The following is a 12,928-nucleotide window of genomic DNA, read 5'->3' as shown; positions in this document are numbered from 1 at the left end:
AGGGCCGGCCTGCACGCCGGCCTGCCCGTTTATGAGCAGCATTCTGTACGTCCGGCGACATCGTCCGAAATCCCTCACGGCATCGTTAGCGGCGGATAGCTTGCTGGCAAGATACCCGTGGCCTACATCGCCGTGCAAGACAGGCATCGGACATCATCCGCCTGAAAGGGCACCATCATGAATCATTCCGTGGCCGAGATCAGCACAGAGCGGGCCAGCATCTACCTGCAGCAGCTCTGCAAGCATTTTGCCCACAAGCTCGCGGTCGAGTTCACGCCGGAGCAGGGCAGGATCCCGTTCTCGCTCGGGACCTGCCGGCTGGAGGCGGCGGATGGCCGCCTCACGTTGAAGGTCGAAGCCGAGGACGCCGATCGGCTCGTCCAGGTCGAGGGCATCGTCGAGCGGCATCTCGTGCGCTTCGCCTTCCGCGAACCGCCCGCGATCGTCTGGCATCCCGCCGGGCAGGCGTCGAGCTAAGGCCCGCTTGCCTTGGCCGCGCCGCGTAAGCCGGCCTGCTGCCGGATTGTGTCCACCACGCCAGATGATTGCTCTTCCGTCACCCATTGGTTGAGCAGCGAAAGCGCGCTTTCGCGTCCCTTCGGGATCGCGATCGACATGTGCTCCAGACCCCAATTGCCGTCGAGAATTTTCGCGCCCGGCATCTGGTCGGACATCTCGAACAGCGTCGGCTTGTTGGTGGCGTAGAGATCGATCTCGCCGCGGCCAAACATCCCGATGGCGACCTTGACGCTTTCGGCGGGAACGATCGTGGCGCTCTTGAACTTCGCGGGCAGGGTACGCTCGGAGGTCGAGCCCTTGGTGACGCCGATCTTCACACCGGGTCTGTCGATATCCTCGATCTTGCCGATCGGCGAGTTCGCGGGAACGAGATAGCCGAGCTCGATCGCCAGCACGGGCTGGCTGAAGCTGACCTCGTTGGCGCGCGCCGGCGTCGCGTTGGTGACGGTGAAATCGACCTGGTCGTCATGGATCGCGGTGACGATGTCGGCCACGCGCTGAAACCTGACATAGTCGATGCCGACGCCAAGCCGTTTGGCCAGCTCGCCGCCGAGATCATAGGCAAGGCCATGCGGCTTGCCGGCCGCGTCTGTGACCATCGAGGTCGGGCTGCCCGGATAGATGCCGACGCGCAAAGTGCCGCTCGGCGCCAGCAGCTTTGCTTCACCGTCGGCGCGTGCGGGCGCACCGAACACTCCTGTCAGAACGACGGCGAGGATGGCAGTGTGCGCAACTTGGCCAAATGAGATCCGCATGAAGAGCCTCACTGCGCGCGGATGTCTGCGGCCTTCAGCACCGGCTCCCATTTGGTCGCCTCGGCGTGCATATAGGCGTCAAAGTCCTTGGCCGAGGAGCCGACCGGCGCCGCGCCGATCTTGCCGAGCGTCGACAGCACGTTCGGATCCTGCAACGCCGCCTTCAGATCGGTCTCGAGCTTCGCCACGATCTCCGGCGGCATCTTGGCCGGGCCGAGCACGCCCCACCAGACCGAGACGTCGTAGCCGGGCACGCCGGATTCGGCGACGGTCGGGACGTCAGGCAACGCCTTGGACCGCTCGGCCGAGGTCACCGCGAGCGCGCGCACCGGGCCGCCTTCGAGCTGGCCGATCGCCTCCGCGAGCGGATTGATGCTGAGCGGAATCTCACCGGCGATCACGGCGGTCAGCGCCGGCGCGCCACCCTTGTAGGGGATCGCGACGATCTTGGTGCCGGACATGTATTTCAACAGCTCGCCGGCGAGATGCGCCGAGGTGCCGTTGCCGGACATGCCGTAGGAGAGCTTGTCGGGCTCCTTCTTGGCGGCAGCGAGGAGATCGCCGAGAGACTTGTAGGGGCTATCCTTCGCCACGACGATCGCGAGCGGCGAGGAGGCGACTTCGCTGATCGCGGTAAAATCCTTGAACGTGTCATAGGGCACGCTCGGATAGATGAACTGGTTGAGCGGATGGCCGCTCGCGACCAGGATCAGCGTGTAGCCGTCTGGCGCGGCCTGCGTCAGCGCCTGCGAGGCGACGATGCCGCCGGCGCCGGGCCGGTTGTCGACCACGGGCTGCTGGCCCCAGGTCTTGGCCAGCGCCTGGCCGAGCGTGCGCGCGAGCACGTCAACCGCGCCACCGGCCGCATAAGGCACGAGGATGTGGACCGGCTTGCTCGGATAGTTCTCGGCCTGCGCGGCGCTTGCCGCCAGCAGGAGACCGGCTCCGACCGCGAGCCGGCCGATGGTCGTGTTCGAACCCAGCATTTTCTCAGCACTCCCTGGGGGCGTTCGCATCCCAATGGCGGTCTTTCAGCCGCCCCTGATGTCGCCCATGGTTTTTGTTGACGAGACCTGATCTTTTGTACGATAGTACAAATCACATGATACGCAAGCCCACCAGCAGGGAAACGGCCCGCAAGCCGAACATGCGCGAGGCGATCCTCGCCGCGGCCGAGGAGCTGTTCGCCACCAACGGCTTCAACGCCGTCTCGGTGCGCGATATCGCGCAGGCCGCCGGCGCCAATCCCGGCAGCGTCACCTATCATTTCAAGACCAAGGACGGCCTGCTGCTGGAGATCTACCGGCGGCATTGCGGGCCGATGAACCTTCGCCGTTCGGAGCTGCTTGCCGCCGCCAAGCGCGTGCGCGATCTCCAGGACCGGCTGGAGGCGATCGTCCGCGCCTATGTGGTGCCGGCCTTCACCTCGGGCAGCGATCTCGCCGGCGGGGGAGCGCGCTTCACGCGGCTGCGCGCCGTGATGTCGGCGGAGGGCAACGAGGTCGCGCGAAAAATCATCGCGCAGACCTTTGACGACACCAGCCACGCCTTCATCGACGCGATCCACGACAGCCTGCCGCACATTCCGCGCAACGAGATCGTCTGGCGCAGCCACTTCCTGCTCGGCGCACTCTATTACTCGCTGGTGACGCCGGACCGCGTCTCGCGCCTGTCGCGGGGCGAGGCCGACGGCAGCGATGCTGCCAGCGCGATCGAGCAGCTGGTGCAGGCGACCGTCGCCGCCTTCCAGGCGCCGGCGCTGGACCAGGCCGCGCCGGCACGCCGGCGGGTTGTTGCAAGCAAGACTTGAAAGAAACCGTCGAGGGGAAGCGCGATCTCGCGTTTCCGCTCGCAAGCGGACCATGTGACTGGGGTGTCGAGGAAATGAACAGGCGAGAGTGCTTGCATCTCTTGACCGGATTGGCAGGCTCCGCGCTCGCAACCGAAGCGCGCGCGCAAGCTGCCGAACCGAAGGCCATGCCGACGATTGATCCGCCGGACCCTCATCCCAAGACGCCGTCGTTCAAGCTGCCGCCGAAATCCTGCGACAGCCACACCCATATCTTCGGGCCGGCGTCCCGCTATCCCTTTTCCGAGAAGCGCCCGTACAACACAGCTGACGCGCCGCTGGAGACGTTCCGCAGCGTTCACGAAAAGATCGGCGTCGAGCGCTGCGTGATCGTGAATGCCACCGTTCACGGCACCGACAACCGCGTCGTCACCGACGCCATCGCGCAAAGTGAGGGCGCCTACAAGGGCATCGCCAACGTCAGCGACGAGATGAGCGAGAAGGAGCTGGCGGCGCTCGACAAGGGCGGCATCTGCGGCTGCCGCTTCGCCTTCCTCAAGCGCCTCGGCGGCGTCGGCGACATGAACAAGTTCCAGCGCATCGTGCACCGCGTCGCCGAGCTCGGCTGGCACATCGATGTCTATTTCGAGCCGGGCACGATCCCCGAATTCGCGCCGATCCTGACCGCGCTGCCGGCGCCCTACGTGATCGATCACATGGGCACGGTGCTGGCCGGGAAGGGGCTCGACGATCCCGGATTCACCGCATTGCTCGACCTTCAGAAGAAGGACGAGAAGTGCTGGGTCAAGATCACCGGCCTCGAACGTGCCTCCGCCGCCGGCAAGCCCTTCCACGACGCCGTGCCGTTCGCGAAAGCGCTGATCGACAACGCGCCCGATCGCGTCATCTGGGGCACTGACTGGCCGCACCCCAATGTCAAGTTCATGCCGAATGACGGTGAGATCGTCGACCTGATCCCTCTCTATGCGCCCGATGCCAAGGTCCAGCAGAAGCTGCTGGTCGACAATCCCGCGCGCCTGTTCAAGTTCAGCTGATGACGATGATGTACACGCCGACCATTCCGCCGCCCGATCCGAACACGCGCACGCCGAAGTTCAAGCTGCCGAAGCTGTCCTGCGATGCGCATTGCCACATTTTCGGGCCCGGCGCGAAATATCCTTACGCGCCTGATCGCTCCTACACGCCGCCCGATGCGCCGCTGGAGGATTTTCGGGCACTGCACGCCAAGCTCGGCGTGGAACGCGCCGTCATCGTCAATGCCAGCGTGCACGGCACCGACAACACGGTGGCACTCGATGCCATCGCGCAGAGCAACGGCGCCTATCGCGCGGTCGCCAATATCGACGACACCATCACCGAGCGCGAGCTTCGCGTGCTGCACGAGGGGGGCTTCCGCGGCTGCCGCTTCAATTTCGTCCGCCATCTTGGCGGCGTGCCCGACAAGCGTGTGTTCAACCGTATCATCGCGATGGTCGCGCCGCTCGGCTGGCACATCGATCTGCATTTCGATGCGATCGACCTGCCCGAATATGCCGACATGCTGACAAGGCTGCCGCTGAGCTACACGATCGACCATATGGGGCGGGTGAAGGCATCCGACGGGCTCGACCAGCTTCCATTCAAGATTTTGATCGAGCTGATGCAGCGCGACGAGAAGTGCTGGGTCAAGATCTGCGGCTCGGAGCGGGTCTCCTCGGCCGGTCCGCCCTTTACCGACGCCGTGCCGTTTGCGCGAAAGATCGTCGAGACAGCGCCGGACCGCATCATCTGGGGCACCGACTGGCCGCATCCCAACGTCAAGGCGATGCCGAACGACGGCGATCTCGTCGACCTGATCCCGCTGTTCGCGCCGGAGCAGGAATTCCAGCAGAAGATCCTGGTCGACAATCCCGCGCGCCTGTTTGGATTTGACCAATGACCGCGATGGCGATCGACAAGCCGCGCGGGCGGGCCTGGTGGAAGGAGCTCTGGATCCAGGTGCTCATCGCCATGGCGGCCGGCGTTGTGCTTGGGATCGCCAGTCCCGAGGCGGGCGCCAAGATGCAGCCGCTCGGCGATGCCTTTATCAAGGCGATCCGGATGCTGATTGCGCCGATCATCTTCTGCACCGTCGTGCACGGCATCGCACATATGGCGGACATGGCGCGGGTCGGACGCGTCGCCGTCAAAGCCATCATCTATTTCGAGATCATGACCACGATCGCGCTGATCATCGGTCTCGTTGCGGTCAATGTGCTCAAGCCCGGCGCCGGCATGAATATCGATCCCGCCAGCATCAATGCCAGCGCGGTCGAGCCCTATGTCAAGCAGACCGCCGTGATCGGCTTTGTGCCCTTCCTGATGAACATCGTGCCTGCGACCTTCATCGGCGCATTCGCAGAGGGCAACATCCTCCAGGTGCTGTTCATCTCCGTGCTCTGCGGTTTCGCGCTGGTGCAGCTCGGCGAGCGCGCCGCGCCGCTGGTCAATCTGATCGATATCGCCGCGAAAATGGTGTTCGCGGTCGTCGGCTTCGTGATGTGGGCAGCGCCGATCGGCGCGTTCGGCGCCATTGCGTTCACGGTCGGCAAATTCGGCGTCGGCTCCCTGGCCTCGCTCGGCAAGCTGCTCGGCGGCTTCTATCTCACCTGCGTCATCTTCATCATCGTGGCGCTCGGTCCCGTCGCGCGGCTCTGCGGCTTCTCGCTGCTCAAGCTGATACGCTACATCTGGGAAGAGCTCTTGATCTGCATCGCCACGACCTCGTCGGAGACCGTGCTGCCGCGGATGCTGACCAAGCTGGAGAAGGCCGGCTGCGAGAAGAGCGTGGTCGGGCTGGTGATCCCGACCGGCTATTCCTTCAATCTCGATGGCACCTGTCTTTATCTTGCGGCGGCCTCGGTATTCCTGGCGCAGGCGACCAACACGCCGTTTGGGCTCGCCGAACAGGTCGAGCTGCTCTTGATCCTGCTCGTGACCTCCAAGGGCGCGGCGGGAATCGCGGGCGCCGCCTTCGTCGTGCTGGCGGCGACGCTGTCGGCGACCGGCACCATTCCGGTGACGAGCGTCGCGCTGGTGCTCGGCATCCACCGCCTGATGTCGCAGGGGTTGACGCCGACCAATCTGATCGGGAACGCGGTCGCCACGATTGCCATCGCCAAATGGGAAGGTGCGCTCGACGGCGAACGCCTGAAGCGCGTGCTCGACGGTGAGGAGCCGGCGACGGCTGCGGCCTGACGAATTGGCTTCCTGCACGAGGCAGGGAGCCTATGATGCTTACGACTGAGAGAGGGGAGTTTGTCCCATGAAAACAGGTCTTGTCGTCACGGCCCATCCGGGCGATTTCGTCTGGCGCGCCGGCGGCGCCATCGCGCTGCATGCGAAGAAGGGCTATCGCATGAAGATCGTCTGCCTGTCCTTCGGCGAGCGCGGCGAAAGCCAGTTCGCCTGGAAGGAAGAGGGCGCGACGCTTGAATCGGTCAAGGCCGGCCGCAAGGACGAGGCGGAGCGGGCCGCAAAACTGCTCGGCGCCGAGATCGAGTTCTTCGACTGCGGCGATTATCCGCTGAAGCTGACGGAAGCGCATTTCGACCGCATGGTCGACATCTACCGCGAGCTCAATCCGAGCTTCGTGCTGACGCATGCGCTGGAAGACCCCTACAATTTCGACCACCCGAACGCTGCGCATTTCGCGCAGGAGACCCGCGTGGTCGCGCAGGCGATGGGCCACAAGCCCGGCGCGCAGTACAAATATTCGGCGCCCCCGGTGTTTTTGTTTGAGCCGCACCAGCCCGAGCAATGCAATTACAAGCCGGACCTGCTCCTCAAGATCGACGAGGTCTGGAAGCAGAAGTACGAGGCGTTCCAGATCCTCGCGGCGCAAAAGCATCTCTGGGGCTATTACGAGCGTGTTGCGCTCAACCGCGGCATCCAGGGCAGCCGCAACACCGGCGTGCCCATGACCTATGGCGAGGCCTATCAGCGTCTGTTCCCGACGGTTGCGGAGGAATTGGCATGAAGCCCGTCGTCGTTCGCAATATCAAGCGTGCCGATCCCGCGGGAATGGCGGAGTACGGCGTTTCCACCGTGCACGAAGCCTACGGCCGCATCGGCCTGATGAAGCCATATCTGCGGCCGGTGTGGGCCGGTGCGTCGATTGCAGGTCCCGCCGTTACCGTGCTCGCACAGCCCGGCGATAACTGGATGATCCATGTCGCCGTCGAGCAGTGCAAGAAAGGCGACATTCTCGTCGTTGGCTGCACCACCGACAATACCGACGGCATGTTCGGCGAATTGCTCGCGACCTCGCTCCAGGCCCGCGGCGTGCAGGGACTGATCATCGATGCCGGCTGCCGCGACGTCAAAGCGCTGCACGAGATGAACTTTCCGGTCTGGTCGCGCGCCGTCTCGGCCAAGGGCACGGTCAAGGCGACGCTCGGCTCGGTCAACGTTCCCGTCGTCTGCGCCGGCGTCAATGTCGATCCCGGCGACATCGTCGTGGCCGATGACGACGGCGTCGTGGTGGTGCCGAAGCGCGACGCCGCCGAGGTTGCCGAGAAGGCGAAGAAGCGTAACGCGGATGAAGGCGGCAAGCGCAAGCGGCTGGCATCGGGGGAGCTTGGTCTCGACATGTACAGCATGCGGGAGGCCTTGGCGAAAGCCGGGCTCGTCTATGTCGACAACCCCGAGGACGTCTGAGGCGAAGAGAAGCGGAGCGGGCGGATGGATCGTCTCAAGCTGAAGGCCGTGCTCGGCAGTCACTCCCATGTCCAGGCGGCGAAGAGCGGCGCGCTCCGCTCCGATCTCTTTGATCTCGACTTCATCGAGTACACGCCGACCAACACGGCGTTCAAGCCGATGGTGCGCGAGCAGGCCTTTGATGTCTGCGAGATGGCGATCGTCACTTATTTGATGGCGAAGGCGCATGGCAAGCCGCTGGTGCTGCTGCCGGCGACCATGCTCGGCCGCTTCCAGCATTCCTACGCGCTGTACAATCCGGCGCGAGGGATGCTTGGGCCGTCCGATCTGGAAGGCAAGCGCGTCGGCATCCGCTCGTTTACGACAACGACCGGCGCCTGGATCAGGGGCATCCTCGCCAACGATTACGGGGTCAACCTCGACAAGATTAAGTGGGTGACGTTCGAGGATCCGCATGTCGCCGAATATGTCGACACCGCCGAGCGGGCGCCAAAGGACAAGAAGGTCTTGCAGATGCTGCTCGACGGCGAGGTCGATGCGGTTCTCGGTGAGACGTCGAACGATCCCAGGCTGAAAACGCTATTCCCGGATCCAGCCGCGGAAGCCGCCAAATGGTACGCCCGCCGTGGCGTCGTGCCGGTCAACCATCTCGTGGTCGTGACCGGAAAACTCGCGAAATCACGTCCCGACGTGGTCGCGGGCGTTTATGATCTGCTCAAGCGCAACAAGGAACAGGTGGGACCCGCGGCCATGCCAGACCTCGTTCCGTTCGGGACCGAAGCGAACAGAAAGCCGTTGGAGCTGATCGTCGACTACGCATTCCAGCAGGCGCTGATCCCGCGCCGTTATGCGGTCGAGGAGCTGTACGATGAGACGACGCGAGGATTGAACTGATGGCAGATCCGAGGCGCTGGCAGATCGGACTGGTCGGCTATGGTGAGGTCGGCAGGATTCTTGCTGAGGATTTGCGCCAGCAGGACATCAAGGTCGCCGCCTATGACATCAAGCTCGGGACCGAGCAGGGCGCCGCGCTGAAGGAGCACGCGGCCAAGTTTGGCGTGATGCTCGCTGCCTCTCATGCCGAGCTGACCACGAAATCCGATTTCATCATCTCCGCTGTCACGGCAAGTCAGGCGGTGCCAGTCGCAAAAGCCTGCGCGGCCGCGATCAATCAGGGCACCTGGTTCCTCGACTTCAATTCGGCCTCGCCTGGCGCCAAGCAGCGCGCGGCGGCGTTGATTGACGGTGCCGCAGGGCGCTATGTCGAGGGCGCGGTGATGACTTCGGTGCCGCCTTATCGGATCAAGGTGCCGCTGCTGCTCGGCGGTCCCGGCGCGGGGGAGCTCGAACCGCTGCTCAACGCAATTGGTTTTGCGGCGAAGCTTGCGAGCGACAAGCTCGGCGTGTCCTCGGCCGTCAAAATGTGTCGCAGCATCATGATCAAGGGCCTGGAGGCCATGGTCATCGAAAGCTTCACCACGGCGCGCGCTTATGGCGTCGAGGATGCGGTGCTGGCATCGCTCGCGGAAACCTTTCCAGCGATCAATTGGGAGAAGCAGGGCGCCTATTTCTTCCAGCGCGTGATCGAGCACGGTCGCCGCCGTGCCGAGGAGGTGCGCGAGGTCGCCGAAACCGTGCGCGAGGCGGGGCTGACGCCGTGGTCGGCGCAGGGCACGGCCGAGCGTCAAGCTTGGGTTGCCGATCTCGCGGATGAAGGCCTGTTTGGCACGAAGGGAACCAAGGAGTTCGCCCGCAGCGCCGATTGGCGCACCGAGGCGGATCGCATCCTGGCGAAGATCAAGCGCTGAAGGCGCTCAGCTCAAGATCCTGCCGCCGTCGCGATAGCCCGAGACCTCTTCGCGAGCGGCCTCGATCATCTCGATCAGGCGGTTGGCCTCGCGAACGACGTCGCTGGTCCGCTCGGTGCGGAACTCGGTCAGGATCATGCGAATGCACTTTTCGGCGGTGTCGAGCGTCCACAGCGCGCGGGCCATATCGTCCTGCGTGTGAATGGCCGAGATGTCGAGGCCCGAGAGAACCTCACCGATGCCATTCAGGCGCTTGACGGCGATTTCGGCGGGCGTCCCGGCCCGAATGGACTGGTAGTCGATGCTGCTGAATGCGCTGAACATATCCAAACTCCCGTGAACGCAGATGGTCAGTGCAAGGTCTTAGTAAGATTACCTGACCCTTGCCGCAACGCGTTGGGCTACGGACCGGGATTCTACCGGACTCGGATTTGCGCGAAGATCGACGGTAAATCAGACCAGATCGGTCGGATGATCTCGAGTTTTCCCGACAATCTTACCGTTGGATGCGACGAGCCTGCCTTCGCTCAATTCCGGGGGGTGAAGAGCGTCGGCCGCCGACGCTCAAATGTCTGACGGCCGCCCTTGAATCCCATCGCGATATCCGGCAGCTCGGCGACGGCGAAGCGGCTGTCCTTCGTGTCGAGCACGACGAGATCGGCGGGGTTGCCGACTGCGATGCCGTAATCGTCGAGGTTCATCAGCCGCGCCGGCAGTTCGGTCACGAGATCGAGGCAAGTATCGAACTCGTTGACCGAGGCATGGGCGACATTGGCGTAGAAATTCGCCATTCGCAGCAGCGAGGCATCGCCAAACGGAGTGAAAGGATTGAGCACGTTGTTGGTCGCGACAGAGCAGAGCACGCCATTGCCGACAAGCTTGTGGGCAGGCGTCAGCCCGCGCGGCGAATTGTGGGTGACCTCGCGTCCCATCAGATAGAGATCGGTTGCGGGCAGCACGGTGACGGCGATTCCGGCCTTCGCCAGCTGCGCGGTCGCCGCCTTGAGCCGCTCCGGCGGCAGTGCCGAGAGTTTCGTCGCATGCCCGATTGCCACGCGGCCTTGATAGTTGCGCCGCTCGGTCTGCCGGCAGACTTCGTCGAGATGCGACCAGGAGGGATCGAGGTCGAAATCGAGATGGAGGTCGACGTCGAGGTCGAACTCCTGCGCGAGGTCGAAGATGCGTGCGAGATGCGCGTTGGGGTCGGTGTCCGTATAGGGGCAGCCACCGATGACCTCGCCGCCGTCACGCAGCGCCCGCACCAGCAGCTCCTCGGCTCCGGGATCGTTGGTGAGGCCCTCCTGCGGAAAGACGCAAAGCGAGAGGTCGATTGCCCAGGCATAGTCGCGCTTGAGCGCCTTCACCGCTTCGAAGCTACGCAGGCCAATGCGCGGGTCTATTTCAACATGCGTGCGCATGCGCGTCGTGCCGTGCACGATGGCGCGTTCGAGTACTTTGGCGCCGCGCGCATAGACATCGTCCACGCCAAAATCCCGCTTCATCGCCGAGACGGCACGGATGGCATCGCCGAGCGTGCCGTGGATGTGCCCGCAGCGGTCGAGCAGGCAGGCCTTGTCGAGATGGATGTGGGTGTCGACGAAGCCGGGCAGGGCCAGCCGTCCCCCGACTTCGACATCGACGGCCTCGCAGGCAAGCTTCGGCTCGATCGCGGCAATCCGGCCGGCTTTCACACCGATATCGACGGGTGCGCTGGATGATCGCAACAGGGCGTTACGGAAGATCAAGTCGAAGGCGGTCTGGGCGGTCATGGCGTCGGATTCAGGTGTGGGAGACGAACGGAAGCCGGAGGCGGCAGTTCCGGATCATTTTCAGTTCTGCCATCAAACGCCATCGTGGTCGAGGGCCATCGGCCGGCACGGAAGCTGGTGTATGGTGCAGACGGACCTTGGAGAGACTCGCGATCATGGCAATTGAGATTGTGGCAACCAGCCTGTTTCGCAGCCCCGGTGTCGGCGTGAGCGACAACGTCGTGCTCCGGCACGACGGCGGCGTCATTACGGATATCTCCGAGGGAGCGGCGCCCGGGCCTCGCTCCTTCGTCATTCCGGCCTTCGTCAACGCCCATGATCATGGCCGCGCCACCGCGTCGTCGTTCGGCGCGGTCGGCATGCCTCTGGAGAGCTGGATCCTGCGGTCCGCGCTCGGCACGCCTGTCGATCCGTACTTGACCGCGGCGTCCGCGCTGGCGCGTTCGGCCAAGGCCGGCTGTGCGGCGATGATGATGCATTATACGCGCCCGAGCGGAACGATGCCCTTGGTCGAGGAAGCCAAGGCGATTGCGAGAGCCGCATCCGACGCCGGCATCCGCATCGCTTTTGCACTGGCGGTGCGCGACCAGAATCCGGTTGTCTATGGCGACGCCGAGCCGGTGCTCGCCAGTCTTCCGAGCGACGACCGCAAAACGATCGAGGAGCTCTTCATCCGCGCACCGATGTCGCCGAAGGCCTATATCGAGCTGACCGACGCGATTGCCGCGGCCATCGCCGGTCCGATGATCGACGTGCAGCTCGGGCCTGCCGGCGTGCAATGGTGCTCGAAGTCGCTCTTGGAGGCGGTGGCGGAGAATTCGGCGCAGACCGGCCGTCGCATTCACATGCATCTGCTGGAAACCGTCTACCAGCGCGCCTGGGCGGATCAGAATTTCCCGGACATGGTGCGGTGGCTGCGCGACATCGGTTTCCTCTCCGAGCGGCTGACGCTTGCGCATTGCATCCACGCGCGGCCGGGTGAGCTGGAGATGATCGCGGCCTCCGGCGCGCGTATCGTCACCAATTTCAGCTCGAACATGCATCTACGCTCCGGCCTCGCGCCGATCGCCGCGGCCCACAAATGCGGCTGCGCCATCGCCGTCGGCGTCGACGGACTCGCGCTCGACGAGGACGACGACATTTTGCGCGAGATGCGGCTGGTGCAGATGGTCCATGGCGGCCTCGGCTTCAACGCGACATGGACGCCGGCCGAGCTGTTCGCGCTCGCCATCCGCAGCGGCAGGCGCACGACCGGTGCGCCGGGGAATGGCGAACTCGTCACTGGCAATCCAGCCGATTACGTTGTGATCGACTTCGACCGGCTCGATCGCGATCGGATCATGCCCGTCGATCCCATGGCACTGCTGTTCGCGCGGGGTAATGCATCCTTGGTGAAAGAGGTCGTGGTCGCCGGCAAGACGATTGTGAGGGATGGAGCTTGCCTCAGCGTCGACCTGCCGGCCATCGAGCAGGAATTGCGTGCGATGTACCGCACCAATGTCGGCAGGCTCGAAAACTTCCAGCGGATGTGGCAGCCTATGTCCGATCGCCTGACCGGCTGGTTCGAGCAGCGCCTGACGTGCGAGTGAC

Annotated in this window: 14 protein-coding genes; 10 read left to right on the top strand and 4 right to left on the bottom strand. The window is 64.2% G+C overall.

Annotation, left to right across the window (positions count from 1 at the left end; all coding sequences use genetic code 11):
- The first annotated feature begins 177 nt into the window (after positions 1–177).
- Positions 178–477, top strand: coding sequence for a DUF2218 domain-containing protein (locus IC761_RS21880; RefSeq protein WP_195798702.1), 300 nt, complete (start codon positions 178–180; stop codon positions 475–477).
- On the opposite strand, the gene IC761_RS21875 is transcribed toward IC761_RS21880, so the two are convergent.
- Positions 474–1,274 carry an ABC transporter substrate-binding protein gene (locus IC761_RS21875; protein ID WP_195798701.1) on the bottom strand — a complete coding sequence of 267 codons (801 nt, stop codon included), beginning with the start codon at positions 1,272–1,274 and terminating at the stop codon, positions 474–476. The two genes, IC761_RS21880 and IC761_RS21875, sit on opposite strands and share 4 nt — an antisense overlap.
- A gap of 8 nt (positions 1,275–1,282) precedes the next feature.
- Entirely contained in the window at positions 1,283–2,260 is a 978-nt protein-coding gene (locus IC761_RS21870; RefSeq protein WP_195798700.1) for a tripartite tricarboxylate transporter substrate binding protein, read from the bottom strand.
- Between the two features lie 116 nt (positions 2,261–2,376).
- On the opposite strand from IC761_RS21870, the gene IC761_RS21865 reads away from it, so the two are divergent.
- The 8 genes from IC761_RS21865 (at position 2,377) to IC761_RS21830 (ending at position 9,569) form a co-directional block, all read left to right on the top strand.
- Complete coding sequence (locus IC761_RS21865) at positions 2,377–3,084, top strand: TetR/AcrR family transcriptional regulator (RefSeq protein WP_195798699.1); 708 nt, start codon at positions 2,377–2,379, stop codon at positions 3,082–3,084.
- 74 nt (positions 3,085–3,158) lie between these two features.
- Positions 3,159–4,118, top strand: coding sequence for an amidohydrolase family protein (locus IC761_RS21860; RefSeq protein WP_195798698.1), 960 nt, complete (start codon positions 3,159–3,161; stop codon positions 4,116–4,118).
- Complete coding sequence (locus tag IC761_RS21855) at positions 4,118–5,002, top strand: amidohydrolase family protein (RefSeq protein WP_195798697.1); 885 nt, start codon at positions 4,118–4,120, stop codon at positions 5,000–5,002. The genes IC761_RS21860 and IC761_RS21855 overlap by 1 nt, the downstream gene beginning before the upstream one ends.
- Complete coding sequence (gene dctA / locus IC761_RS21850) at positions 4,999–6,300, top strand: C4-dicarboxylate transporter DctA (RefSeq protein ID WP_195798696.1); 1,302 nt, start codon at positions 4,999–5,001, stop codon at positions 6,298–6,300. The genes IC761_RS21855 and dctA overlap by 4 nt, the downstream gene beginning before the upstream one ends.
- A gap of 67 nt (positions 6,301–6,367) precedes the next feature.
- A complete protein-coding gene (locus IC761_RS21845) occupies positions 6,368–7,081 on the top strand; it encodes a PIG-L deacetylase family protein (protein WP_195798695.1) in 714 nt (237 codons plus the stop codon).
- Positions 7,078–7,761 (top strand): 4-carboxy-4-hydroxy-2-oxoadipate aldolase/oxaloacetate decarboxylase, encoded by a 684-nt coding sequence (locus IC761_RS21840; protein ID WP_195798694.1) that lies wholly within the window; start codon positions 7,078–7,080, stop codon positions 7,759–7,761. The genes IC761_RS21845 and IC761_RS21840 overlap by 4 nt, the downstream gene beginning before the upstream one ends.
- Before the next feature lie 24 nt (positions 7,762–7,785).
- A complete protein-coding gene (locus tag IC761_RS21835) occupies positions 7,786–8,655 on the top strand; it encodes an ABC transporter substrate-binding protein (RefSeq protein WP_195798693.1) in 870 nt (289 codons plus the stop codon).
- Complete coding sequence (locus tag IC761_RS21830; protein WP_438265027.1) at positions 8,655–9,569, top strand: DUF1932 domain-containing protein; 915 nt, start codon at positions 8,655–8,657, stop codon at positions 9,567–9,569. Before IC761_RS21835 ends, IC761_RS21830 begins: the two co-directional genes overlap by 1 nt.
- 6 nt (positions 9,570–9,575) lie before the next feature.
- On the opposite strand, the gene IC761_RS21825 is transcribed toward IC761_RS21830, so the two are convergent.
- Positions 9,576–9,893 carry a hypothetical protein gene (locus IC761_RS21825; RefSeq protein WP_195798692.1) on the bottom strand — a complete coding sequence of 106 codons (318 nt, stop codon included), beginning with the start codon at positions 9,891–9,893 and terminating at the stop codon, positions 9,576–9,578.
- Between the two features lie 203 nt (positions 9,894–10,096).
- A complete protein-coding gene (locus tag IC761_RS21820; RefSeq protein ID WP_195798691.1) occupies positions 10,097–11,338 on the bottom strand; it encodes an amidohydrolase family protein in 1,242 nt (413 codons plus the stop codon).
- 155 nt (positions 11,339–11,493) lie between these two features.
- Here IC761_RS21820 and IC761_RS21815 point away from each other — a divergent pair, with 155 nt between their 5' ends.
- The gene (locus tag IC761_RS21815; RefSeq protein ID WP_195798690.1) at positions 11,494–12,927 is read left to right on the top strand and encodes an amidohydrolase family protein; all 1,434 of its coding nucleotides are present in this window, start codon (positions 11,494–11,496) and stop codon (positions 12,925–12,927) included.
- Position 12,928 lies beyond the last annotated feature (1 nt).

The organism is Bradyrhizobium commune (genome assembly GCF_015624505.1).
Taxonomy (GTDB): Bacteria; Pseudomonadota; Alphaproteobacteria; order Rhizobiales; family Xanthobacteraceae; genus Bradyrhizobium; species Bradyrhizobium commune.
Note: the sequence above shows the minus strand (reverse complement) of the source record. Positions and strands in the feature narration are given on the sequence as shown.

Coding starts and splice junctions, on each gene's coding strand:
- IC761_RS21880 (WP_195798702.1), top strand. CDS start 178: ATGAATCATTCCGTGGCCGAGATCAGCACAGAGCGGGCCAGCATCTAC.
- IC761_RS21875 (WP_195798701.1), bottom strand. CDS start 1,274: ATGCGGATCTCATTTGGCCAAGTTGCGCACACTGCCATCCTCGCCGTC.
- IC761_RS21870 (WP_195798700.1), bottom strand. CDS start 2,260: ATGCTGGGTTCGAACACGACCATCGGCCGGCTCGCGGTCGGAGCCGGT.
- IC761_RS21865 (WP_195798699.1), top strand. CDS start 2,377: ATGATACGCAAGCCCACCAGCAGGGAAACGGCCCGCAAGCCGAACATG.
- IC761_RS21860 (WP_195798698.1), top strand. CDS start 3,159: ATGAACAGGCGAGAGTGCTTGCATCTCTTGACCGGATTGGCAGGCTCC.
- IC761_RS21855 (WP_195798697.1), top strand. CDS start 4,118: ATGACGATGATGTACACGCCGACCATTCCGCCGCCCGATCCGAACACG.
- dctA (WP_195798696.1), top strand. CDS start 4,999: ATGACCGCGATGGCGATCGACAAGCCGCGCGGGCGGGCCTGGTGGAAG.
- IC761_RS21845 (WP_195798695.1), top strand. CDS start 6,368: ATGAAAACAGGTCTTGTCGTCACGGCCCATCCGGGCGATTTCGTCTGG.
- IC761_RS21840 (WP_195798694.1), top strand. CDS start 7,078: ATGAAGCCCGTCGTCGTTCGCAATATCAAGCGTGCCGATCCCGCGGGA.
- IC761_RS21835 (WP_195798693.1), top strand. CDS start 7,786: ATGGATCGTCTCAAGCTGAAGGCCGTGCTCGGCAGTCACTCCCATGTC.
- IC761_RS21830 (WP_438265027.1), top strand. CDS start 8,655: ATGGCAGATCCGAGGCGCTGGCAGATCGGACTGGTCGGCTATGGTGAG.
- IC761_RS21825 (WP_195798692.1), bottom strand. CDS start 9,893: ATGTTCAGCGCATTCAGCAGCATCGACTACCAGTCCATTCGGGCCGGG.
- IC761_RS21820 (WP_195798691.1), bottom strand. CDS start 11,338: ATGACCGCCCAGACCGCCTTCGACTTGATCTTCCGTAACGCCCTGTTG.
- IC761_RS21815 (WP_195798690.1), top strand. CDS start 11,494: ATGGCAATTGAGATTGTGGCAACCAGCCTGTTTCGCAGCCCCGGTGTC.